The following is a 21,136-nucleotide window of genomic DNA, read 5'->3' on the forward strand; positions in this document are numbered from 1 at the left end:
GTCGAAGCTGCACTATTTACTCAAGCTGCCGGGGCGTAAGAGCGGGCGTTAGAGGCAGTGCGTCCAGATCAGATTTCGCTGCCACAGTGATTACATCAACTTGCACAAGCGTTGAGCCATCGAAGGGATCCTCTCACCTGCACGCCGCCGTAGCTTGACTCTTAATGGCCCACGCACTGTTGTTGCTGGCGAGCGCTTCGCGCGAGGAGGAGCTGGTCTTCTGGCTGGATCGGCATGGCCGATCCCTGGCCGGCCTTCCTCTGCTCGCCACCGCCGAACTCGCCCGCCGCCTGCGCGAGCTTGTCCCAGCTGGCGATCTTCCGCTCGCCGAGCTCCCCGCCCTGGCTGACGGGGGCGACATCATGGCCGCCGCGCGTGTACTCGCCGGCGAGGTGGTGGCGGTGATCGCTTTCGCTGACCCCTGTGAGCCGCCGGGCTCAACCCCCGATCCGGCGCTGTTGCTCCGCGCCTGCGACCTGGCCGGAGTGCCCCTGGCGCTCAACGCGGCCAGCGCCGACCTGGCCCTGCGCGGCCTGGCCCATGGACGCATGGCCTATCTCCTCTTCAATCCGGTGGCCGGCCAGGGGGATCCCAATGCCGATCTGGCCCTGATCCGCTCGATCCTCGAGCCGCAGCTGCTGATCACCGTGCTGCTCACACGTCCTGATCTCGATCCGGCCGAGCAGACGCGCGAACTCGTCGACATCCTGCAGGCGCGGCCAGCCGGCGATCCCGGCGACGTGATGATCGTGGCCTGCGGCGGCGACGGCACCGTTTCGGCCGTGGCGGGAGCAGTGGCCGACACCGGCATTGTTTTGGGCGTGATCCCCCGCGGCACCGCCAACGCCTTCGCTGCGGCGCTCGGCATCCCCACCGACCTGATCGGCGCCTGCGACACCATCCTGGCGGGCCATACCCATGTGGTCGACGCCGCCCGCTGCAACGACGTGCCGATGATCCTGCTGGCCGGCCTCGGCTTCGAGGCCGGGATGGTGGATCGCGCCACCCGGGAGCTCAAGACCATGCTGGGTCCCATCGCCTACGTGCTCGCCGGCGCCCAGCAGCTCGTGGCCCAGCAGCCCTTCCAGGCCCGCGTCGAGATCGACGGCGCCCTCACCGTGGTGCAGGCCGCCGCCATCACCGTGGCGAATGTGGCGCCCGCCACCTCCGTGCTGGCCCAGGGGTTTGGCCAGGTGATCCCCGACGACGGTCTGCTCGAGGTCACCATTGCCTCCCCCACCACCCGCCTCCAGGGCTTCAACGCCCTGGCCTCCCTGCTCGCCTCCGCCGTGGTGCAGTCGCCCACCACCCATCCCGACCTGCTCTGCCTGCGCGCTCGACAGATCACGATCACCACCGATCCACCCCAGAAGCTGGTGATCGATGGCGAAATGCTGGAGGCCGATCCCGTCACCTTCACTTGCCTGCCCGGCGCCCTCACGGTGTTCGCCCCGCTGCCGCTTCCGTGAATCTCGCCTCCGAGGCGGGCATCGCCACCAAGATCCGCCGCATGGCGGCGCGGGTGCGTTGGGGCCATCCCGAATTCGCCCGCCACGGTATCGATCCCTGCCGCCTGGCGATCGAGGGGGATCCGGGCACCCCCGAGGCCTTCTCCTTCCTGGTACTTGGCGACAGCGGCACCGGGCGCCACCGCCGCAGCAGTCCCCAGCGCCAGGTGGCCGAGCTGCTGCTCAGCCATGGGGCCGATGCCCGCTTTCTGCTCCACACCGGCGACGTCGTCTACCTGACGGGCTCCAGCGAGCAGTACCGCGACAACTTCATCCGCCCCTACCGAGAGTGGCTCGTGGGGGGCGATGCCTGGCGCCGTCTCCGCTACGACCAGCTGGTTTTCAGGGTGCCGTTCCTGCCGGTGCTCGGCAACCACGACTATTACGACCTCCCCCTGCCGCTCAGTCTGCTCGCCGGCCTCACGGCGCCGCCGCGCCGACTGCTGCGTTCCTGGATCGACCTCGACGTGGGCTGGCACGGCTCCTTCGTGGGTCAGGCCTGGTCGCGCGCCTTCCTCGACATGCTCGACGCGGTGCCGGAGGCTCGCCTCAGTGCCCATCTCATGCGCACCCGCAGCGCCGTGGTCGACGGGGCACGCTGCCTGCTCTACCGCCCCGGTGCCTACACCCGTCTGCCCAACCGCTACTACGCCATGCGCTGGGCCGGCATCGATCTGTTCGCGCTCGACTCCAACACCTTCAACCAGCCCCTGCCGCCCGATCCTGCCGACCTTGCAGAAGCGACCCGCCGCGATGATGCCCTGAACCGCCGCCGCCGCTCTCTCGCAGCCGAGCGCCTGGCCCTGCTGAGCGATCTCGTCCGCGACCCCGGCGACAACGAGGTGGAGGCCCGGGAGGATCGGGCCGCCAAGGCGGAGCAACTCGACGAGCAGATCCGCGACATCGACAAGCAGCTGGCCAGCGGGGTCCGGGCACGCACTGGCCGGGCGCCGGAGCTCGACGACGCCCAGCTCGACTGGTTCGCCGCGGCCCTGATCGCCTCCTGGCGCAACCCAGCGGTGCGCGGCCGCCTGCTGGTGCTGCACCATCCACCCTTCGTCACCGAAGCCACCAAGTGGGATCAGGGGCAGACCCTGGCCGTGCGCGCCCAGTTGCGCCGCGTACTCGATCGCGTGGCCGCCGCCCTGGGCGATCGCCCGGCCGGCAGGCCCCTGCTCGATCTGGCCTTCAGCGGCCATGCCCACTGCCTCGAGGTGGTTCAGGTGGAGGACACCGGCCATGGCGATGCCGGCATTCCCTGGGTGATCTGCGGCGGCAGCGGTTACAGCCTGCGGCGGCAGCGGCCGGAGGGTGAGGAGCTGCGTGAGGGGCCACCCGGCGCTGATCGCGTCATTGCCCGCTCACGGCTGTTCGTGGGCCGCAGCGGCCGCGGCTCCAGCCTGCGCCGCGCCTACTCCGCCCTGCGCGTCGACGTGGCGGAGGGCACCCCGCTGCGGATCAGCCTCACGCCGCTGGTGAGCGAAAAGGCCGAAGGGCGCTGGCAGTCGAGCCAGCTGCCGGCGATTCAGCTGTAGGGCAGCAGGGCTCTTCCCCGCCGCTGCAGGTGGGGAGGCCGATCACAATGAGCGTCTAGCCGCGTTCTCCGGTCTTGAGCCTCGCCATCGCCCTGCTCACGGTCTCCGACCGGCGCAGCGCCGACCCGTCCAGCGGCGATCCTTCCGGGGACGTCCTGCAGGAGCGGCTGGAGACGGCCGGTCACCGGCTGATCGAGAGGCGCCTGGTGCCCGACGACCGCTACGCCATCCGCGCCGTGATCAGCGGCTGGATCGCCGCTGCCGCCGTGCAGGTGGTGATCAGCACCGGCGGCACCGGCCTCACCGGCCGCGACGGCAGTCCTGAAGCCGTCGCCCCCCTGCTCGACAAGACGATCGAGGGCTTCGGTGAGCTCTTCCGCGTGCTCTCCTTCGAGTCGATCGGCACCAGCACCCTGCAGAGCCGAGCCCTGGCCGGCGTGGCCAACGGCACCGTGATCTTCGTGCTGCCGGGCTCCCTCGATGCCGTCACCACGGCCTGGGACCGCCTGATCCGCGCCCAGCTCGACGCGGGCACCCGCCCCTGCAATCTGGTGCAGCTGCTGCCGCGGCTGAGCGAATCCCCGCACCGGCCAGCCTGAAGCCGTGGCAGGGGCCCGGTCATCGACTGGGGGCAAGGCGGCCGTAAGCGCGCACCAGCATGGCCAGGATTCCTCCGAGCACCAGCAGGGCCGCCGCCAGGGGAACCATGGAAGTGGCGGAGATTCCCGCAGCCATGGCCACCAGCAGGCCCGTTCCCTCCTGCTGCAGGAGGCCCGTCAGCGCCGTGGCCTGTCCGGCCTGGGCGGGGAACGCCTGCATCGGCATGGCCAGGCCGATCGGAACCAGGAGGCCGGCGCCCAGCGTGACAACGAGCATCGGCAGCAGCAGGGAAGCGGCATCGAAGCGGCCCGCCAACCCCAGCACCAGCATCAAGCCCGCACCGGCCAGCACGGCGCCGAGCCCGCCGCGCAGCAACCGCTCCTGGCCCAGGCCCATCACCCAGCGGCTCACGATGGCGGCGCCCACCAGATAAGGCACGCTCAGGCTGAGGGAGATGGCACCGAACTGAGACGGGCTGAAGCCAAATCCCTTCTCGAAATCAAACGGACTGACCGCGCCGTAGACCACCATCAGTCCGGTGCCGAAGGTGGCAATCAAGGTGGGCACCAGGAAGCGGGAATCACGGGCCAGGCGGCCATAGCCCAAGGCGATCTCGCCCAGGCGCACCCCTGCTCGCCGCTCCGCCGGGGCCAGGCGGCGGACTTCCTTGAGCCCTCTGGAGAGCACCGCGGCCGTGACCGCCCCCATTAGCGCCAGCAGCAGAAAATCAACTCGCCACGGAGCCACCCGGGCGATCAGTCCGCCCAGAAAGGGCGCCAGGCCAAGAGCCACGGCGTAGCTCATGGCAACGAAAGACATGGCCCGGGTCAGCAGCCGGTCGCTGAAGACATCGCGCAGGCAGGCCCGTGACACCGAGGTGCCGCAGCCGGCGCCGATGCCCTGAATCAGGCGCATGATCAGGAATGGAGCAAAGCCCGAGACCACCACCAGCAGCAGGCTGGCCAGGCTGAACAGAGCGAGCCCCGTGAGGGCCGTGGGACGGCGTCCCCAGCGATCGGAGAGCGGGCCCCAGACCAACTGCGAGAAGCCATAGCCCAACGCGTAGGCGGTGATCGACTCCTGACTGCCAGCGGCGCTCACCTGAAAGTCGCGCGCCAGGAGCGGAAGGGAGGGCAGATCGATGAACAGCCCCGACTGGCCCAGGAACGTGCCGGCGCAGCCGTAGAGGATCTGGCTTCGGTGCGCTGCGACTGGGGGGATGCCGGATCCAGCAGCTGAGCCCTGATCGTATCGGCGGCAACAAGCCGAAACCCACGACTGGGCCCTATGGGCGGAGGGGCGCGCCATCCTGAACGAGTGGCCGTCGCAGCGAGCATCGTGAAGGCAGAACCGCCCGGATCCAGCGGCACCCCCAGCCTGGGCGGCGGCTGGCCCGTGATCGACGGCTGGGCCAAAGCCACCCTCTCCCCCCGCGGCCCGCTGCTGTGGCAGACCCTGCTGCACAAGAGCGCCTGCCTCTCCTGCGCCTGGGGCACCGGCGGTCAGAACGGCGGCTTCGTCGATGAGCTGGGTGAGCCGCTGCAGCGCTGCCTCAAGAGCGTCGAGGCGATCAGCGCCGAACTGCAGGCGGCGGTGCCGGAATCCGTCTTCTCCGGCCGCAGTATCAACGAGCTCCAGCGCCTGAGCTCCCTGGAGGCCGATCGGCTCGGGCGCCTCAGCCATCCGCTGATCCTGCGCGAGGGCCGCAGCCACTATGAGCGCCTCGGCTGGGACGACGTCTTCGAGCTGGCTGAAGCTGCTTTCCGGGTGCCGCCGGAGCGGCTGGCCTCCTACAGCTCCGGCCGCTCCTCGAACGAGGCCGCCTACCTGCTGCAGTTGATGGTGCGGGCGCTGGGCTCGAACAACCTGGCCGACTGCTCCGATCTCTGCCACGCCCCCTCCACCGTGGGGCTGGGCGAGGTCTTCGGCTCGGGCACCTCGATGGTGAGCCTGGAGAGCCTGCAGCAGTCCGACTGCGTGGTGCTGGTGGGCTCCAACGCGCCGGCCAACCACCCGCGGCTGATGAACGAGATGATCCGCCTGCGCGAGCGCGGCGGAGCTGTGATCGTGATCAACCCGGTGCTGGAGGTGGGCCTGCTCAAGTTCGGCTCGCCCGCCTTTCCGATCAAATCGATGCTGCGGGGTTCGGAGATCGCCTCGCTGTTCCTGCAGCCGGTACCGGGCAGCGACACGGCCGTGTTTGTGGGGATCCAGAAGGCGTTGCTGGAATCCGGCCACGTGCGCCATGACTTCCTCGCCGCCCACACCGAAGGGTCCGAGGCGGTGCTGGAGCAGCTGCGCGCCACCGCCTGGGAAGCGATCACCGCCTGCTGTGGCCTCAGCCGTGAGGAGATCGAGCACGCAGCAGCCGTGATCGCCCGCGCCAGGGGCGTGGTGTTCGCCTGGGCGATGGGCATCACCCATCACGCCAACGGCACCAACAACGTGCACGCCATCGCCAACACGGCCCTGCTGAGCGGCAACGCCGGCCGGAGCGGAGCTGGCACGATGCCGATCCGCGGTCACTCCAACGTGCAGGGCTTCGGCTCGATGGGCGTCACGGTGAAGCTGCGCGCCGAGATGCAGACAGCCCTCGAGGCGCTGCTTGGCCGCCCGCTCAGTCGCGTACCCGGCTACGACACCCGCGCCCTGATCGGGGCCGCCGAAGCCGGTGCGGTCGACACCCTGCTCTGCCTGGGCGGCAACCTCTGGGGCGCCAACCCGGATTCGGAGCAGGCCCGCCGCGCCCTCGGCCGTATCGACACCGTGATGTACCTGGCCACCAAGCCCAACCAGGGGCATTTCCATGGGCTCGGGGGCCGCCAGACCCTGGTGCTGCCGGTGTTCAACCGCTTCGAAACACCGCACCGCACCACCACCGAAGCGGGCAACAACTTCGTGCGCCTCAACGAACCGGGCCAGACCCACCTGAAACGAGCCGATCTGATCAGCGAGGTGGGCTTCCTGGCCGAGCTGGCCCGGCGGCTGATGGGCGCAGACCCGATCGACTGGGGCCGCCTGCAGGATCCCGTCTATGTGCGCCAGCTGATCGCCCGCACCGTGCCCGGCTACGGCCCGATCGCCACGATCGATGCCACGAAGCGTGAATTCAGTGTGGAAGGACGGCTGTTCGAGCGGCCCAGCTTCCCGACCCCATCAGGGAAAGCACGGATGGCCCCCACACCCCTGCCGGCGCTGACGCTGCCTGAGCCGGACCAGTTCGGCGGCCTGGCTCCTGGAGAAGCCGGCCTGGTGCTGGCCCTGATCACCGCCCGCAGCTACTCCCAGCACAACACTGTTGTCTACAAGCAGGGCGATTCCTACCGGGGCATGCCGCACCGCCAGACAATCCTGATGAACCGGGCCGATCTGGCCCGCTCAGGCCTGAGCGCCCACCAGCGCGTGACAGTGCAGGGCGAAGCCGGAAGCCTGGAGGGGATCGAGATCATCCCCGGCGAGATCCGCGAGGGCGCCGCCCTGATGTTTTACCCGGAGGTGAATGCGATCATCCGAGCCCCGGTGGATCCCCGCAGCGGCACGCCCGCCTTCAAACGGGTGCCGGTGCTGGTGCGGGGCGGGCTCAGGCCGGCGGCGATGGCGTCAGGCGCCGCGTCAGCCGATGCAGGGGAAAGCTGAGCAGGATCAGGCCGAGGGCGCCAGCGCTGTTGGCGGTGTCGTTGCGGATGGCGGCGACCAGGAAGGCGAAGGAACCCAGCCACACGATCGCGGCGCTGATCGGATAGCCCGGATCGCGGAAGGGCCGCTCCAGATCCGGCTCCCGCCAGCGCAGCAGGACCAGGGCGGTGATTCCGCTCAGGTAGAGCAGCACATAGAGAAAGGAGGCAATGCCCAGCAGGATCGTGAAATCGCCGAAGATCACCAGCAGGCCGGCGCTGGCAGTGGTCACCACCAGCCCCAGCACGGGGGTGCCGCTGGCGCTCACCGCAGCGAACTGAGGCAGGAAGAGGCCATCGCGGCTGAGGCCGAAGAGGATGCGCGGCGCGCCCATCACCACGGCATTGACGAGCCCGAACGAGGAGATCAGGGCCAGCACCACGATCAGCTGAGCGCTCCAGGCCCCGAAGATCACCTCGGCCGCATCGGCCAGAGGCAGCACCGACCCGGCGATCCGCGAGACCGGCAGCAGCCGCAACAGCGCCAGATTCACCAGCAGATACAGCCCCGCCACGCTAAGCACACCACCCACCAGGGAGCGGGGCAGATCCGAGCTGGGCTCGGCGAATTCCTCGGCGAAATAGATCGGGCTGTGCCAACCGTCGTAGGTGGTGATCACAGCCTGCATGGCGAACACCACGCCGATGCCGAGGCTGATGCCTGAGGCCGCGATCGGCTCTGCGGGCTCGGCGGCATCCAGCAGCGGTTCGGCCAGGCCCGCCAGATCTCTGAGAGGGGCATGCAGAAAGCAGGCCGTGATCAGGCCCAGGAAGGCGATGGCCTTGCCGAGGCTGAGGATTTTTTGGCTGAGGCTACCGGCCTCCAGGCCCAGCTGCTGGATCAGGGCGAAGCCCACGAGCACCAGCAGGGCCACCGCCTTGCTGCCCACAGGCAGGGCCGGCAGCAGACCGATCGTGTAGTCGCCGATGGTCACGGCCACCCAGGCCAGGCCGGCGCAGTGCCCAACCCAGTCGATCCAGCCCACGGTGAAGCCGGCCTGATCCCCCAGGGCCCGCCGGGCATACACGGTCCAGCCGCCGGCACGGGGCAGGCTGGCGCCCAGCTCAGCCACCGCGAGCGCACCGAGCAGGGCATAGAGCGCCCCCGCCACCCAGGCAGCCACGATCAACGGGCCGCTGCCCAGTTGCGCAGTCACCAGCCCCGGCGTGCGCAGGATGCCGGCACCCACGGTGCCCCCCACCGCCCCGGCGATCCCGAAGCTCACCCCCAGGATGTGCAGCAGGGTGGACGGCGGTGCCGGTGGGGCCGCAGCCTGGTCGGGAGGGGACATCGAGCACCTGGCGATCAGCGCGGGATCCGAGCCGGCTCCCGCCATGGGCGAGTCTGCTCGCTGGTGAGAATGCCGTCCGTCTTGGCTGCGGAACACCTCCCCCAGCTAGTGCACCACCCACCAGGCGTGGCTCATGGCTGCCAGTCGGGCAGGGACTGGCGCAGGGCGGCCAAATCCGGGGACTGGCGCAGGGCCGTCACCACCACGGCCAGGGGCTCTGCGAACACCTGCGGATCGGTGCGCTCGCCGGGGAGGCGCGCGGAGTAGGCCAGAGAGACTGCCGGTGGCTCGAAGCGGGTCGCCACTCCCTCGCGATCGCCGCGAGCATCGAGTGGATGCCAGCCGAAACCGGGCAGCGCCACCCAGTTGAAGCCATGCAGGACGAAGGGCGGACCGCTGTCGTTGAGAGAGAGGCGCTGATACCCGAAGCCAGCCGGGATCCCGTTCGCCCGCAACAGGGCCGCCAGCAGATGGCTTTTGGCGAAGCAGATACCGCTGCGCTGCTCCAGCACCTCCGAGGCCGTGCAGGTCACTGGTATCGCGGCGGTGGTGGTGCCCATGGATGTGGGGCCTGCGCCGACGATGTCGAAGCTGTGGCGCACACGGTCGCGGACCCACTGGAAGCAACGCTCGGCAACCTGCAGCTGGGTGCCATCGCCCAGTTGCCGCGCCAGTGACCGCACGATGGGTGTGTGCCAGTCAACGATCGCGCTGCTGGCCAGATGGTCTTCGGCTGGCGTGGTCGTTGGACTCAAGCTGGTAGTGGGGCTCGGCTCGTTCATGCTCAGAGACCGGTTAGGGGCCAGGCGCGGGTGGAGGCGATCAAGGCCTCGTCGGGGAGGGCATCACTGCGGCGCACCTCAGCCTGGCGTGACTCCGCCACGGTGCGCTGCAGAGCCTCCCCCATGGCCTCCCTCAGCACCGGGCTGGCCTCGAACGCCCGCACCGCCTCCGAGAGGGTCTGGGGAAGCCGCGGCGCCACGGCGGCAGACGCGGCGGCAGGATCGCCCGAAAGCGGCGGCGGCAGGGGCCTGGGTTGCTGCAGGGCGTTCTGCACCATCGCCAGCACAGACCCCACCAGCAGATAGGGGTTGGCGCTGAGATCGGCCACTTTGAGCTCCAGGTGGCCGGGCTCGCCCCCGCCGGCCGGCACCAGGCGCAGGGCCGCCTCCCGGTTCTCCACCCCCCAGACCTGGAAAGGCGCCGCCCAGCGGCCCGGTGCCAGCCGCTTGTACGAGACCGCCAGGGCGCAGGCCAGGGGCATCAGGGCCGGCAGCTGCTCCAGCAGACCCGCCAGCAGCGCTTCCCCCCGGGCCGTGAGGCCAGCGGTGCCCGTGCCGCCACCGAGAAGGGGCACACCCTGGTCCGCCACGCTCAGGTGCAGATGGCCGCCATTGCCCACCAGATCAGCCGTCACCACAGGGGCAAAGCTGCAGATCCAGCCAAAGCGACGGCTCACCTGCTGGATCACCAGGCGCGCCGCCACCAGGCGATCGGCGGCCTCGAGCGGCGGCGCCGGCGCCAGCGCCAGCTCGAACTGGCCGGCGCCGTACTCCGGGTGCAGCTGCAGCCAGGAGAGCTCGGCCGCATCGAGGGCCTCGGCCACGGCAGTGAGGTAATCGAACCCCTGCACCAGCCGATCAGCGCCGTAGGGGCCGCCCACCACCGCCGGACTCCAGCCCCCGGCACCGCCAACCGGCTGGGGCAACCCCACCATCCACTCGATCTCGAAACCGGCCAGGGCGCTCAGGCCGGCAGCCGCGAAAGCCGCCTGCTGCCGGGCGCAGAAGCCGCGCTGATCCAGGGCATAGACCTCACCATCGCGGCCATGGCGAACGCCCGGAGCCCAGGCCCAGCCGGAGGCAGGGTCGAGCGGGCGCAGCGCTGTGAGATCGGGCTTCAGGCGCAGGTCGCCATCAGGGCGGGCCAGGCTCTGCTGCGGATCGATCAGGCCCGTGGCCCCGAAGGCATCGGCCACCGGTGAAAAGCCCACTCCCTGGCTTGCCACCAGCGCCAACCGCTCCAGCGGCACCACCTTCACCAGCACCGATCCGGCGTGATTCACGAAGGTGATCGCCAGCCGGCGCAGGCCGCGCTCCAGCAGTGCGGTGGTCTGGGCAGTGGCGCTGGGGAGGTCCGGCACGGCAAGGCAGCCACGGGCCAGGAATCATTGCCCGATTCGGTAACAGAGGCCATGGTGGAGGCCGCGGCCCCTGCTCCCTTGGCTCCCACGGCCCTGCTCCTGGTTGACATCCAGAACGGCACCTGCGGACCGGCCGGTCCCACCGGCAGCGCTGGAGCCATCCAGCCATCCACGCTGCCGCATCCGCCGCAGCCACCCCGGCCTTCCCGACCGCACGGCTTCGACGCCCACTTCCAGGCGACGGTCCTCCCCCGGCTGGAGCAGGCGCTGGGCTACGCCCGCTCGAGCGGCCTGGAGGTGATCCACACCGTGATCGCCAACCTCACCGCCGACGGCCGCGACCGCAGCCTCGACTACAAACGCTCCGGTCTGGGCTTTGCCCCAGGCAGCTGGGAGGCCCGGGTGATCGATGCCCTAGCTCCCTGGCCCGATGAACTGGTGCTGCCGAAGAGTTCCTCGTCCCCCTTCAACTCCACCAGCCTCGATTACCTGCTGCGCAACATCGGCATCACCCAGCTGGTGGTGGCGGGCTTGCTCAGCGATCAATGCATCGATCACACCGTCAAGGATGCGGCCGATCGCGGCTACGAAGTGATCTGCCTGATCGATGCCTGCATGGCCGAATCAGCCGAGCGGCACCGGGCTGCCATGAGCTGCTTCCAGGGCTACTGCCGGCAGATCAGCGTGGCTGAGTTCATCAGCACGTTCGTTTGAATCGGAGTTCCAGAGACTTCACTGAGCTTTCACTGCCTCTCCGGCTCCTGAACCCGTCTCGGGAAGTGGTGGACACTCCAGGTTCCCCTGCCAGGACCCCCCACCGTTCGGATTGGCCGTCCAGACGATGCCCGGGCGGCCGTCACGCACCACTGCCTTGCACGAGCGCCGCGCTCCGGCGGGGGTGGTGAGCAGAGCCTCGCCGCTCTGGCAGCTGTATACCTCCTTCAGACCCTTACCACTGGCGGCACAACCGCTCAAATTGGAGAAGTTCACCCTTGAACCATCCTCCATCACTTTCTTGCCGAGATAGATGGCAAACGAGGTGGGATCGGGCTTGAAGGGCAGGGCGAGGGCCGCCAGCGGCAAGCTGATCACCGAGATGGCGAGCGCGGCCTGAAACGTGTGGCGCATGGATAGGAAAGCGATTGACAGCTGAGCGCATGGGCGTCAGAAGAATCATCACCCCCCCAGATAGGCCATTTCAGCGTGGGAGCGTTGAATTGTGACGGTCCCTGAAGAATGCTCTTCGGCGCGCTCCTCGCTGTAACGGTCGTGGCGCCGGCCCCAGAGACTCCGCATGGCCCCGCTCAGGCTCTCCCCAGCGGCTGAAGGCGAGCGCAACCAGGGCTTGAGATCCAGGCCGCTGGAGGCGAACAGGCAGGTGTAAGCCACACCGTCGGCGGTGATGCGGAGCCGGTCGCAGTCGCCGCAGAAGGGGGCCGAGATCGAAGCCACCACGGCGAGATGCCCCCCGCCATCGCGGTAGCGCCAGCGGCTGGCCGTGCCATGGGCCTGGCGGCCCAGGGGCTCAAGCGGCCAGTAGGCGCCGATCCGGCGCACCATCTCGGCGGCGGGCAGCACCAGATCCGGCTGCCAGCCGTTGCGGTTGCCCACGTCCATGAACTCGATCAGCCGCAGCTCGATTCCCCGTTGCCGGGCCAGCTCCGCCAGGAGCAGCAGCTGATCCTCGTTGCGGCCGCGGGCGATCACGGCGTTGAGCTTGAGAGCGCCCCTGGCGGGATCGAAACCAGCGCCAGAGGCATGGTCGAGGGCCCTGAGCACCTTCTCGAGCACGGCCTCTCCAGCCATTGCCCCACCGGCGAGGCCCGCCATGCGCGCCACGCTGGCGCCATCAGTGCCATCGAGGCTCACGGTGATCCGATCCAGGCCCGCTGCCCGCAGTTCCCGGGCCCGCTCTGCGCTGAGCAACACCCCATTGGTGGTGAGAGCGATCTCGCTCAGCCCCGACGAACCTGAGCCGTCCCGCGCTCCGCGCAGGGGCCGCAGGGCCGCCACCAGCTCCTCCAGACCCATGTGCAGCAGGGGCTCACCGCCGGTCAGCCGCAACCTGCTGAAGCCCAGCTCCGCCGCCGCGCCCACCAGCCGGAGCCGCTCCGCCTGGGTCAGCAGCTCCGGAGGGTCATGGCTGTCCGGGCAGCAGTAGGGGCAGGCAAGGTTGCAACGGGCGGTGAGGGAGAGACGCAACACTCCTGGCGGGCGGCCCAGTTGATCGAGGGGAGGGGTCGGAGCTGCCACATCTGCCCGGCCTGGGCGGCCGGCTGCCGGGGGCTCAGCCTGGCGCAGACCCGCTGAAACCGTCGCCTGGCCCTGGCCCGCAATCGCCAGGCGTGTTGGCATTGAGCAGCTGGGCTGGATCGAGCTCCACGACACTGACGCAGCGGGTCTGCTCGAGCCAGCGCAGCAGGCTGCGCCCGCCCCGGCCGGTGAAGGCCTCTGCTGACGCCCGGTTGGAGGGGGTGGCCGGATAGAGACCCAGCAGAGGCTGCAGCCGACGGCCATCGTGGGCCAGATGAATGGTGTCGGGATCGAAGCCAGCCTCGGCAGCCGCCACCAGGACCCGCAGGCTCTCGAGCTCCAGCCGGGGCATGTCCACCGGGGCGAGCAGCAGGCGCTGGCCGGGGTGGAGCGCCATCAGCCGGGTGAGGGCCAGCAGCGGCCCCTCCCGGGGTGGCGGCTCCAGCAGCACCTCGATCTCCAGCCCGAGCCGCTCGTTCAACTCACGGGCAAGGTGGCCGTGGGCGCGATGGCGGCTCACCAGGGTGAGCGGCGCCCCGAGGCCGGCCAGCAGCCGCAGGGCCTGCTCCAGCCATGTGCCGCCGTTGGGGTGGCTCAGCAGGGCCTTGTCGGTGCCCATGCGCCGGCTGTCGCCGCCGCTGAGCAGGCAGGCCCGCAGCGGGGCCGGCTCCGGTCTGGGGTCAAGGCGCGACGGGCCGCCGGCTGATCCGCTCATGGACGAACTGAAGCACGGTCGCGATCACGGCTCCTTGCTCGCCATCACGGAAGAGCTCATGGCCGCAGCGGCGGAGGCTCACAACTCATTGAGGGCATCGGCACCTGCACCACGAGGCCGAGCTGGATCAGGGCTGGCTCCAGGGAGCTGAAGGTGGCTGTGCTGCCGCAGAAGCCATGCAGCAGCAGCAGACCAACCGGGCACCCGAGGGGCTGGCAGCTCACTGGTTAAAGAAGGGCCCCGACCTCATCCGCTCGGAAACCTTGGCTTCCGGATCCACCCCGGCGAAGGTGGGCGGCAGCCAGACCCTCACCACCATCAAAACGGCCATGGTGATCAGGAACATGCAGACCGCCAGGATCTGGTGCCAGTCGGTTTCCAGCACACCGTTCACGATCACCTCCCGCAGCACCGACACGATCGCGATCTCCACAGACACGCCGATAGACACCCGCTGCTCCTGCAGATAAATGATCAGCAGGCGGAACAATTCCACCAGGATCAGGATGAAGAGGATGTCGGCGGTGATCGCGTGGAACTGCGGCGCCGAGAGCAGCGTCGAGAAGAGGATGCGCATCTGCAGCACCATCACGCAGAACAGGCCCACGCAGAGCAAGACCGCGATCAGATCCTGAATCGCCTCTAGCGACTGGACTATCTGGACACGGCGGAACTGCTGGTACCAGGGCACCACGCTGGGGGGTGGGACGAGTGGCCGCTCGACGGTGATTTGATCGACGGCATTGGGGATGCTCGTGCTCACAGGGTTCAGGCTCTTGGGCCGGGGATCAGTGGGCGAACCTTACGCGGCATTTTTCTTATGGGTCAACCGGCGATTGATGAGCTTCGTTGATTGGCGCCATAGGCCTTGCCCTCACTCCGACTTCGCCCGTCTCCAACGCAGCCCATGGGTCAGCATGGAGAGCGACTCCCGTTGCACCACCTGCCCAGTGCCCGCTCCCGCCAAGGCTCAATGCCCCTACTGCGGGGTCGGCTGTGGCCTGGAGCTCAAACCACCGGCAGCGGACACCCCAGCCCAAGCCGAGGCGATCTGGACCGTCCGGGGTGACCGGCAGCATCCCTCCTCCCTCGGCCAGGTGTGCGTGAAGGGGGCCACCGTGACCGAAACCCTTCACCACAACCGCCTCACCACACCGTTGTGGCGCGAACAGCGCGACCAACCCTTTGAGGCGATCAGCTGGGAGCGGGCCTTCACGATTCTGGTGGAGCGAATTCAGGCGATTCAGGCCGAGCGGGGATCCAGCGCCATCGCTATGTACGGCTCCGGCCAGTTCCTCACCGAGGACTACTACGTCGCCAACAAACTGATCAAAGGGGCCCTGGGCACGAACAATTTCGATGCCAATTCACGGCTGTGCATGAGCTCGGCGGTGTCGGGCTACAAGCTCAGCCTGGGCTCCGATGGCCCCCCCTGCTGCTACGACGACCTCGACCTGGCCGAAACGGTGGTGCTGATCGGCACCAACACGGCCGAATGCCATCCCGTGCTTTTCCAGCGACTGCTGAAGCGCAAGCGCCGCCAGAAAGAGGCGCTGCAACTTGTCGTTATTGATCCCCGTGCCACCGCCACCAGCGATGTGGCCGACCTGCACCTGGCCATTCGCCCCGGCACAGATCTGGTGCTGCTGCACGGTGTGGGTCATCTGCTGCTGGAGAGGGGTGCCGTTGACCCTGAGCGGGTGGCGGCCACGGCCGACGGCTTCTCTGAGCTGGCGGCCCTCTGGGCCGGCTGGACACCGGAGAGGGTCTGCGCCCTCTGCGGGATCGAGGAAGAGGCGCTGCGGCAACTGGCGGCGCTCTGGGCCGCCAGTTCCGGGGTGCTCAGCCTCTGGTCGATGGGGGTGAACCAGAGCGTGGAGGGCACCGCCACCGTGGCGGGGATCATCAACCTGCATCTGGTCAGCCGCCAGATCGGCAAACCCGGCGCCGGACCCTTCTCGCTCACCGGGCAGCCCAATGCCATGGGCGGACGGGAAGCAGGCGGGCTGGCCGCGCTGCTGCCTGGGTACCGCTCGATCCATGAAGCCAGCCACCGCGCCCAGATCGAGCAGCACTGGGCCTTCCCCCCAGGCGCGATCTCCGAGCGCGATGGCCTCTCGGTGTGGGAGCAGATCGAGGCGATGGAACGCGGCGAGCTGGGCCTGTGGTGGGTGGCGGCCACCAACCCGCTGGTGAGCCTGCCCTGGCTGGATCGGGTGCGCCAGGCTGTGGCCCGCTGCCCCCTGGTGGTGCTGAGCGAGGCCTACGCCGGCACCGAAACCGAAGCGGTGGCCCATCTGGTGCTACCTGCCGCCCAGTGGAGCGAAAAGGTGGGCGTGATGACCAACTCGGAGCGCCGGGTCACCCTCTCCGAGGCCTTCCGGGAGCCCCCGGGCGAAGCCCGCCCCGACTGGTCCATCTTTGCGGAAGTGGGCCGGCGGCTGGGCTTTGGCCAGCAGTTCGCCTACGGCTCCTCAGCTGAGGTCTACGCCGAGTTCGCGGCGATCACCGCTGGGCGGGTCTGTGACCACAGCGGTCTCAGCCACAGCCTGCTGACCGAGCACGGACCCCAGCAGTGGCCCTTCCCGGCCGGCACGGCGGCGGGGGGCGGCCAGGCGCGGCTGCACACCCAGGGCGTCTACCCCACCGCCAACGGCAAAGCCCGCCTGGTGGCCCAGCAACCCCTGGGGCTGGGGGAGCCGCCGGATACCGGCTTCCCACTGGTGCTCACGGTGGGGCGCTACCTCGGCCACTGGCACACCATGACCCGCACCGTCCATGTGGAGCGGGTGCGCCGCAGCCACCCTGAACCCCTGCTGGAGATCCACCCGGCTGACGCCGAGCGCTGCAACCTCGACGATGGCGGTCTGGCCCGGGTGAGCTCCCGCCGCGGCGATCTGAAGGTGAAGGTGCAGATCAGCGATCGGATTCGCCCGGGCACCGTGTTCCTGCCGATGCACTGGGGTGCCGCCCAGGAGCAGGCCTGTGAGGCCAACCGGCTGATGCATGCCCTGGGCTGCCCGATCTCGAAACAACCCGAACTCAAGGCCGCCGCCGTGCGGGTGGAGCGGGCCGAGACAGCTGGCTAGGAATCAGCCGATCGGCAGCATCGCCTCCACCAGCTCAGGCGATAGGCGCAACACAGGAGGGCCACTGCCGGCGGGATGGTCGTCCACCAAGCCCGACTGACGCAACCGCGTGAACATCTTGGTGACTGTGACGCGGGTGTTGCCGATCAACTCAGCCAGGCGCTCATGGGTGATCCGGATCGGCAGCTCGTACCAGAGGCCATTGCGACGACCCATCCGCTCCACCAGCAACGCCAGCAGCGCCCTCAGTCGCTTTTCGGTGTCGGGGTGATGGCGGATCATCAACAGTTCCAGGGTCCAGGTGCTGAGATCCGTGAGATCGCCCAGCTCTTCCCTGCGCTCGACCCGCTCGATCCGCACCAGGGTGAGGGCTTCGAGGCCAACCCAATCGCGGCGAAGGGTCAGGGCATCGCAGACATCATCCGGCTGCAGAAAGCCGATCGTGATTTCCTGGCCCGAGGAGGCAAGCAGAAACACCCGGAGGATGCCGGAGAGGACCCGCATCGGCGAGGTGGCGGCAGCGTGGCCGCCATCAAGCAGCAGGGTCTGGCCAACGGCCATTGAAAGCTGGCAGAAGGACTGATGAGCCGGAAGAGCTGTCCTCACGTGTCGTCGTGGGCGAAACGGCGATAGAGAAAATCAAGGGCGCGGTTGCGGTAGTCAAAGTATTCGGGAAGCTCCATCAGCCGGGCGCGATCGCGGGGCTGTGGGAAGGGAAGATCAAGGATTTCGCCGATCTTCGCCGCCGGTCCATTGGTCATCATCACGACCCGATCCGCCAGGAACAGGGCCTCATCGATGTCGTGGGTGATCATCAGAACGGTGACCTTGTGCTCGGCCCAGATCTTGAGCAGCTCTTCCTGGAGCTCCTCCCTGGTGATCGGATCAAGGGCGCCGAACGGTTCATCAAGCACCAGCACCTTGGGTTGCAGGGCCAGGGCCCGGGCGATCGACACCCGCTGCTTCATGCCACCGGAGAGGCTCCCTGGCTTCTTGGCTGCGGCTTCGGTTAGGCCCACCATCGCAAGATGCTTCTCCACCAGAGCCCTGGCCTGGCCGTTGCGCTTGAGCTCAGGAAAGACGTTGTTCACCGCCAGGGCAATGTTGTCGTAAGCCGACAGCCAGGGGAGCAGGCAATAGTTCTGGAACACCACCATGCGATCGGGGCCTGGCTCCACGATCGGCTCTGATTCCAGCCGCACCTGTCCCGTAGTGGGCTCGCGAAAGCCGGAGACCATATCGAGCAGGGTGGATTTGCCGCAACCGGAGTGGCCGATGACGCAGATGAACTCCCCTTCACGCACCTCGAGGTGAACATCATCAAGGACGGTATAAGGGCCGTTGGGTGTGGGATACACCTTCGAGACCCCATCGATCACCAGGAACGGCTCCGATCCCTTGGTGGTGGCTGCGGTAGTGGAGGGGAGAGTCTGCATCGGTTGAAGGGTTAAGGAGCTCAGCGGAGCGACGCAGCTGGCTCGAGGGAGCTGGGTCTGGCGGGCAACGGGACGGTTTCGTAACGGATGGGCCCGGCGGTCGGCAGTTGCTTTAGGTAGGCGATCGGATCGTTGGGATCCAGGAGCTGGTTTTCGAACAGGGGCACAGGCAGCAGACGCTGGCCATTGGCGCTGGGCTCAGCAGGGAAGTCGGCGCTGGCCTGGGCGAAGAGATCCGGTCGCTGGACACGATCGAGCACGTCTCTCCAGTTCTCGGGGAAGGCGCTGATCCCCCAGCGGGCCAGTTGGGTCAGGATCCAGAGGCCGTCGCGACTGGAAGGAGCATTGACCTGGGCGCCGAAGAACTGATTGAACTCCGGAATCAGCTCAGGGGTGCCGGTACCGCGGTCGTAAGGATCGACCAGGCCGGGAAGGAGCGTGTCCAGCTCAGTGCCCACGTACTCCCGACGCGACAGCAGTGCCGCCACTTCAGGACGATTGGCGGGGTCCTGGCAGTACTGACATGCAGCCAGCAACGCCTTGATCAGGGCCTGGTGGGTGCGGGGATGGGTGGCGGCCCAGTCTTCGCGGACACCCAGCACCTTTTCGCAGTGGCCGGGCCAGAGATCGGCATCGGTGGCGATCACCGTGCCCAGCTGTTGCTGAACGGCACGGGTATTCCAGGGTTCACCTACACAGAAGCCATCGATGGTGCCCGCCTTGAGAGTGGCCACCATCTGGGGCGGCGGGATCACGATCAGGCTGACGTCGCGCTCTGGATCGATGCCGCCCGAGGCCAGCCAGGCCCGCATGATCAGGTTGTGCATCGACGCGGAGTGCACCATCGCCAGCACCGGCTTGCGCTCGGGATGGGCGACGATCCAGGCCTTGAAATCGGCCAGGCTGCGCACCCCAGCTTCATGGAAGCGGCGGTGCAGAGTGATCGCATTGCCATTGCGAGAAAGGGTGAGGGCCGTGACCATCGGCAGCGGCGACGTTCCCTTGCTTCCCAGAGCGATGGCCAAAGGCATGCCGGCCACCATCTGACCACCATCGATCACCCCTTGGCGCAGGTCGGCCTCGAGAGTTTTCCAGTTGGTTTCCCGCCGAAGGCTGACCTGATCCAGGCCGTACCTGGCAAAAAATCCCTTCTCTTGTGCCACCACCAGCGGGGCACAGTCGGTGAGGGGAATGAAGCCGAGAGTGAGGTTGATCTTCTCGAGATCGTTGGAGGCAATCGCCGCTGAGGGGTTGAGACGCTGTTTGCGGGCTTCCTTCTGCTGGGTGAGAAACTGCACCACTTCACCCCGCAGGCTGTAGTAGCAGGGATCCTTCACCACGGTGAGGTGAGTGCGGGGCCGGGGCAGGGGCACGTCGAGAATCTGGCCGATATAGGCCTCTGGCCCATTGGTCATCAGCACCACCCGGTCGGAGAGCAGCAGAGCTTCATCGACATCGTGAGTGACCATCACCGTGGTGACCTTGGCCTCCTCGCAGATGCGCATCAACTGCTCCTGAAGATTGCCCCGAGTGAGGGCATCAAGAGCACCGAATGGCTCATCCAGAAGCAGCAACTTGGGGCGCAGGGCAAGGGCCCGGGCGATCGCCACCCGCTGCTTCATTCCACCAGAAATTTCATGGGGGAACTTCTCAGCTGCAGCCACCAGACCAACAAGCTTTAAGTTGTAGCCGATGATCGCTTCGCGCTCCTCCTTGGAGGATCCACGCATCACATTGTCAACGGCGAGCGCGATATTCTCACGAACGTTTTTCCAAGGCAGCAAAGAGTAGTTCTGGAACACAACCATTCGGTCGGGGCCAGGCTCAGTGACCTCTCGGCCGTTCATCAAGATGCCGCCTTCGCTTGCCAGGGTGAGGCCAGCCAGCAGATTGAGCAGCGTCGACTTGCCACAACCAGAGTGACCAACCAGGGAGAGAAACTCCCCTTCGGCCACGTTCAGAAAAATATCCTTGAGCGCCACATAGGTGCTGCCATCCCGGAGAGGAAAGGTCTGGGTGACATTATCAACAGTGAAAAGAGCCGGCATTGTCAGTGGCCTCCACCACTCATCTTCCAGCCAACGAAGGCAACCAGGCGGTCAAGGGCGAGACCGACAAGACCGACATACACAATCGCCAGGATAATCTGGCTTGAGCTGGAGTCACCGCCAGCGTTATAAGCGTCCCAGATGAAGTAGCCGATCCCGCCATCGGCTTTGAGCATCTCTGCGGCCACGATGGCCAGCCAGGCCAGACCGATGGCAATCCTCAGACCAGTGAAAACATACGGGACCGTGGAAGGGATCACGATTTCACGGATATAGGCACTTTTGCTGAGCCTCAACACTCTGGAGACGTTCGTATAATCCTGGGGAATCTGACGGATTCCCACAGCCGTATTGATGATGATCGGCCAGATGGCAGTGATGAAGATCACGAAAACAGCTGATGTATTCGCGTCCTGAAACAACATCAGAGCGATGGGGAACCAGGCGAGCGGCGGCACTGTCCGCAACACCTGAATGACAGGATCAAAACCCTTACCGATGAAACGGTTCAAGCCGAGCAACCCACCAATCGCAATGCCCACCACAGCGGAAAGAATGTAGCCAATCCCGACACGCTGCAACGAAATCAGGATTTGCCAGCCCAGCCCTTTGCTGGTGCCGCCGTCATCGAAAAACGGCTGGCTGATGTAGGGATCCCAGGTGTCGATCAGCACATTGATCGGTCCTGGCAATCGTGCGACTCCGAGCAAGCCTGAGAGCAGTTGCCAGAGCAGAAGGAAGACACCGATACAGACCAGATAGGGCAGAAATCCCTTGAACAGTGCCGATCGGCGTGATCGTGGACGGCGCCTTCCGGCGGCGGCTGTGAGAGTCATGGGGTCA

General features: G+C 67.5%; 19 protein-coding genes. 6 read left to right on the forward strand and 13 right to left on the reverse strand.

Annotated features, from left to right (window positions below; genetic code table 11):
- Positions 1 to 164: 164 nt before the first annotated feature.
- The 3 genes from KBY93_RS01000 (at position 165) to moaB (ending at position 3,642) form a co-directional block, all read left to right on the forward strand.
- Positions 165 to 1,469, forward strand: coding sequence for a diacylglycerol kinase family protein (locus KBY93_RS01000; protein WP_255092357.1), 1,305 nt, complete (start codon positions 165 to 167; stop codon positions 1,467 to 1,469).
- The gene (locus tag KBY93_RS01005) at positions 1,466 to 3,043 is read left to right on the forward strand and encodes a metallophosphoesterase (protein WP_255092358.1); all 1,578 of its coding nucleotides are present in this window, start codon (positions 1,466 to 1,468) and stop codon (positions 3,041 to 3,043) included. Before KBY93_RS01000 ends, KBY93_RS01005 begins: the two co-directional genes overlap by 4 nt.
- A gap of 74 nt (positions 3,044 to 3,117) precedes the next feature.
- Positions 3,118 to 3,642 carry a molybdenum cofactor biosynthesis protein B gene (moaB, locus tag KBY93_RS01010; RefSeq protein WP_255092359.1) on the forward strand — a complete coding sequence of 175 codons (525 nt, stop codon included), beginning with the start codon at positions 3,118 to 3,120 and terminating at the stop codon, positions 3,640 to 3,642.
- A 19-nt stretch (positions 3,643 to 3,661) separates the two neighbouring features.
- Here moaB and KBY93_RS01015 read toward each other — a convergent pair whose 3' ends face one another.
- Entirely contained in the window at positions 3,662 to 4,951 is a 1,290-nt protein-coding gene (locus KBY93_RS01015; RefSeq protein WP_255092361.1) for an MFS transporter, read from the reverse strand.
- Between the two features lie 9 nt (positions 4,952 to 4,960).
- On the opposite strand from KBY93_RS01015, the gene KBY93_RS01020 reads away from it, so the two are divergent.
- Complete coding sequence (locus KBY93_RS01020; RefSeq protein WP_399222275.1) at positions 4,961 to 7,279, forward strand: FdhF/YdeP family oxidoreductase; 2,319 nt, start codon at positions 4,961 to 4,963, stop codon at positions 7,277 to 7,279.
- Here KBY93_RS01020 and KBY93_RS01025 read toward each other — a convergent pair.
- From KBY93_RS01025 to KBY93_RS01035, 3 genes are all read right to left on the reverse strand, one after another.
- Positions 7,224 to 8,609, reverse strand: coding sequence for an APC family permease (locus tag KBY93_RS01025; protein ID WP_255092362.1), 1,386 nt, complete (start codon positions 8,607 to 8,609; stop codon positions 7,224 to 7,226). The two genes, KBY93_RS01020 and KBY93_RS01025, sit on opposite strands and share 56 nt — an antisense overlap.
- A gap of 131 nt (positions 8,610 to 8,740) precedes the next feature.
- Positions 8,741 to 9,364 carry a transglutaminase family protein gene (locus tag KBY93_RS01030; protein ID WP_255092363.1) on the reverse strand — a complete coding sequence of 208 codons (624 nt, stop codon included), beginning with the start codon at positions 9,362 to 9,364 and terminating at the stop codon, positions 8,741 to 8,743.
- A gap of 29 nt (positions 9,365 to 9,393) precedes the next feature.
- Entirely contained in the window at positions 9,394 to 10,752 is a 1,359-nt protein-coding gene (locus tag KBY93_RS01035; protein WP_255092364.1) for a glutamine synthetase, read from the reverse strand.
- 51 nt (positions 10,753 to 10,803) lie between these two features.
- On the opposite strand from KBY93_RS01035, the gene KBY93_RS01040 reads away from it, so the two are divergent.
- Positions 10,804 to 11,466, forward strand: coding sequence for a cysteine hydrolase family protein (locus tag KBY93_RS01040; RefSeq protein ID WP_255092365.1), 663 nt, complete (start codon positions 10,804 to 10,806; stop codon positions 11,464 to 11,466).
- An 18-nt stretch (positions 11,467 to 11,484) separates the two neighbouring features.
- Here KBY93_RS01040 and KBY93_RS01045 read toward each other — a convergent pair whose 3' ends face one another.
- From KBY93_RS01045 to KBY93_RS01065, 5 genes are read right to left on the reverse strand one after another with little or no spacing between them, the layout of a single operon-like run.
- The gene (locus KBY93_RS01045) at positions 11,485 to 11,880 is read right to left on the reverse strand and encodes a hypothetical protein (protein WP_255092366.1); all 396 of its coding nucleotides are present in this window, start codon (positions 11,878 to 11,880) and stop codon (positions 11,485 to 11,487) included.
- Between the two features lie 48 nt (positions 11,881 to 11,928).
- Entirely contained in the window at positions 11,929 to 13,005 is a 1,077-nt protein-coding gene (locus KBY93_RS01050) for a GTP 3',8-cyclase MoaA (protein WP_255092367.1), read from the reverse strand.
- 34 nt (positions 13,006 to 13,039) lie between these two features.
- Positions 13,040 to 13,720 carry a molybdenum cofactor guanylyltransferase gene (locus KBY93_RS01055; protein ID WP_255092368.1) on the reverse strand — a complete coding sequence of 227 codons (681 nt, stop codon included), beginning with the start codon at positions 13,718 to 13,720 and terminating at the stop codon, positions 13,040 to 13,042.
- A 56-nt stretch (positions 13,721 to 13,776) separates the two neighbouring features.
- Entirely contained in the window at positions 13,777 to 13,944 is a 168-nt protein-coding gene (locus tag KBY93_RS01060; RefSeq protein WP_255092369.1) for a hypothetical protein, read from the reverse strand.
- Positions 13,941 to 14,450 (reverse strand): phosphate-starvation-inducible PsiE family protein, encoded by a 510-nt coding sequence (locus tag KBY93_RS01065; RefSeq protein ID WP_399222298.1) that lies wholly within the window; start codon positions 14,448 to 14,450, stop codon positions 13,941 to 13,943. Before KBY93_RS01065 ends, KBY93_RS01060 begins: the two co-directional genes overlap by 4 nt.
- Before the next feature lie 187 nt (positions 14,451 to 14,637).
- Between KBY93_RS01065 and KBY93_RS01070 the strand changes: the two genes are divergently transcribed.
- Positions 14,638 to 16,809, forward strand: coding sequence for a molybdopterin oxidoreductase family protein (locus KBY93_RS01070; protein ID WP_255092370.1), 2,172 nt, complete (start codon positions 14,638 to 14,640; stop codon positions 16,807 to 16,809).
- Between the two features lie 3 nt (positions 16,810 to 16,812).
- Here KBY93_RS01070 and KBY93_RS01075 read toward each other — a convergent pair whose 3' ends face one another.
- Genes KBY93_RS01075 through ntrB form a run of 4 tightly spaced genes read right to left on the reverse strand, consistent with a single transcriptional unit; the run spans position 16,813 to position 21,129 of the window.
- Positions 16,813 to 17,370, reverse strand: a complete 558-nt coding sequence (locus KBY93_RS01075) for a helix-turn-helix domain-containing protein (RefSeq protein ID WP_255092372.1) — start codon at positions 17,368 to 17,370, stop codon at positions 16,813 to 16,815.
- 41 nt (positions 17,371 to 17,411) lie between these two features.
- Complete coding sequence (locus KBY93_RS01080) at positions 17,412 to 18,245, reverse strand: nitrate ABC transporter ATP-binding protein (RefSeq protein ID WP_255092373.1); 834 nt, start codon at positions 18,243 to 18,245, stop codon at positions 17,412 to 17,414.
- A 20-nt stretch (positions 18,246 to 18,265) separates the two neighbouring features.
- The gene (locus tag KBY93_RS01085) at positions 18,266 to 20,293 is read right to left on the reverse strand and encodes a nitrate ABC transporter ATP-binding protein (protein WP_255092374.1); all 2,028 of its coding nucleotides are present in this window, start codon (positions 20,291 to 20,293) and stop codon (positions 18,266 to 18,268) included.
- Between the two features lie 2 nt (positions 20,294 to 20,295).
- The gene (gene ntrB, locus KBY93_RS01090; protein ID WP_255092375.1) at positions 20,296 to 21,129 is read right to left on the reverse strand and encodes a nitrate ABC transporter permease; all 834 of its coding nucleotides are present in this window, start codon (positions 21,127 to 21,129) and stop codon (positions 20,296 to 20,298) included.
- Positions 21,130 to 21,136: the final 7 nt, after the last annotated feature.

Source organism: Synechococcus sp. J7-Johnson (assembly GCF_024345795.1).
Classification (GTDB): domain Bacteria; phylum Cyanobacteriota; class Cyanobacteriia; order PCC-6307; family Cyanobiaceae; genus Regnicoccus_A.

What these genes read in the sequence shown, in the direction of transcription:
- KBY93_RS01000 (WP_255092357.1), top strand. Translation starts at nt 165, where the DNA reads ATGGCCCACGCACTGTTGTTGCTGGCGAGCGCTTCGCGCGAGGAGGAG.
- KBY93_RS01015 (WP_255092361.1), bottom strand. Translation starts at nt 4,951, where the DNA reads ATGGCGCGCCCCTCCGCCCATAGGGCCCAGTCGTGGGTTTCGGCTTGT.
- KBY93_RS01025 (WP_255092362.1), bottom strand. Translation starts at nt 8,609, where the DNA reads ATGTCCCCTCCCGACCAGGCTGCGGCCCCACCGGCACCGCCGTCCACC.
- KBY93_RS01040 (WP_255092365.1), top strand. Translation starts at nt 10,804, where the DNA reads ATGGTGGAGGCCGCGGCCCCTGCTCCCTTGGCTCCCACGGCCCTGCTC.
- KBY93_RS01045 (WP_255092366.1), bottom strand. Translation starts at nt 11,880, where the DNA reads ATGCGCCACACGTTTCAGGCCGCGCTCGCCATCTCGGTGATCAGCTTG.
- KBY93_RS01055 (WP_255092368.1), bottom strand. Translation starts at nt 13,720, where the DNA reads ATGAGCGGATCAGCCGGCGGCCCGTCGCGCCTTGACCCCAGACCGGAG.
- KBY93_RS01070 (WP_255092370.1), top strand. Translation starts at nt 14,638, where the DNA reads ATGGAGAGCGACTCCCGTTGCACCACCTGCCCAGTGCCCGCTCCCGCC.
- KBY93_RS01075 (WP_255092372.1), bottom strand. Translation starts at nt 17,370, where the DNA reads ATGGCCGTTGGCCAGACCCTGCTGCTTGATGGCGGCCACGCTGCCGCC.
- KBY93_RS01080 (WP_255092373.1), bottom strand. Translation starts at nt 18,245, where the DNA reads ATGCAGACTCTCCCCTCCACTACCGCAGCCACCACCAAGGGATCGGAG.
- KBY93_RS01085 (WP_255092374.1), bottom strand. Translation starts at nt 20,293, where the DNA reads ATGCCGGCTCTTTTCACTGTTGATAATGTCACCCAGACCTTTCCTCTC.
- ntrB (WP_255092375.1), bottom strand. Translation starts at nt 21,129, where the DNA reads ATGACTCTCACAGCCGCCGCCGGAAGGCGCCGTCCACGATCACGCCGA.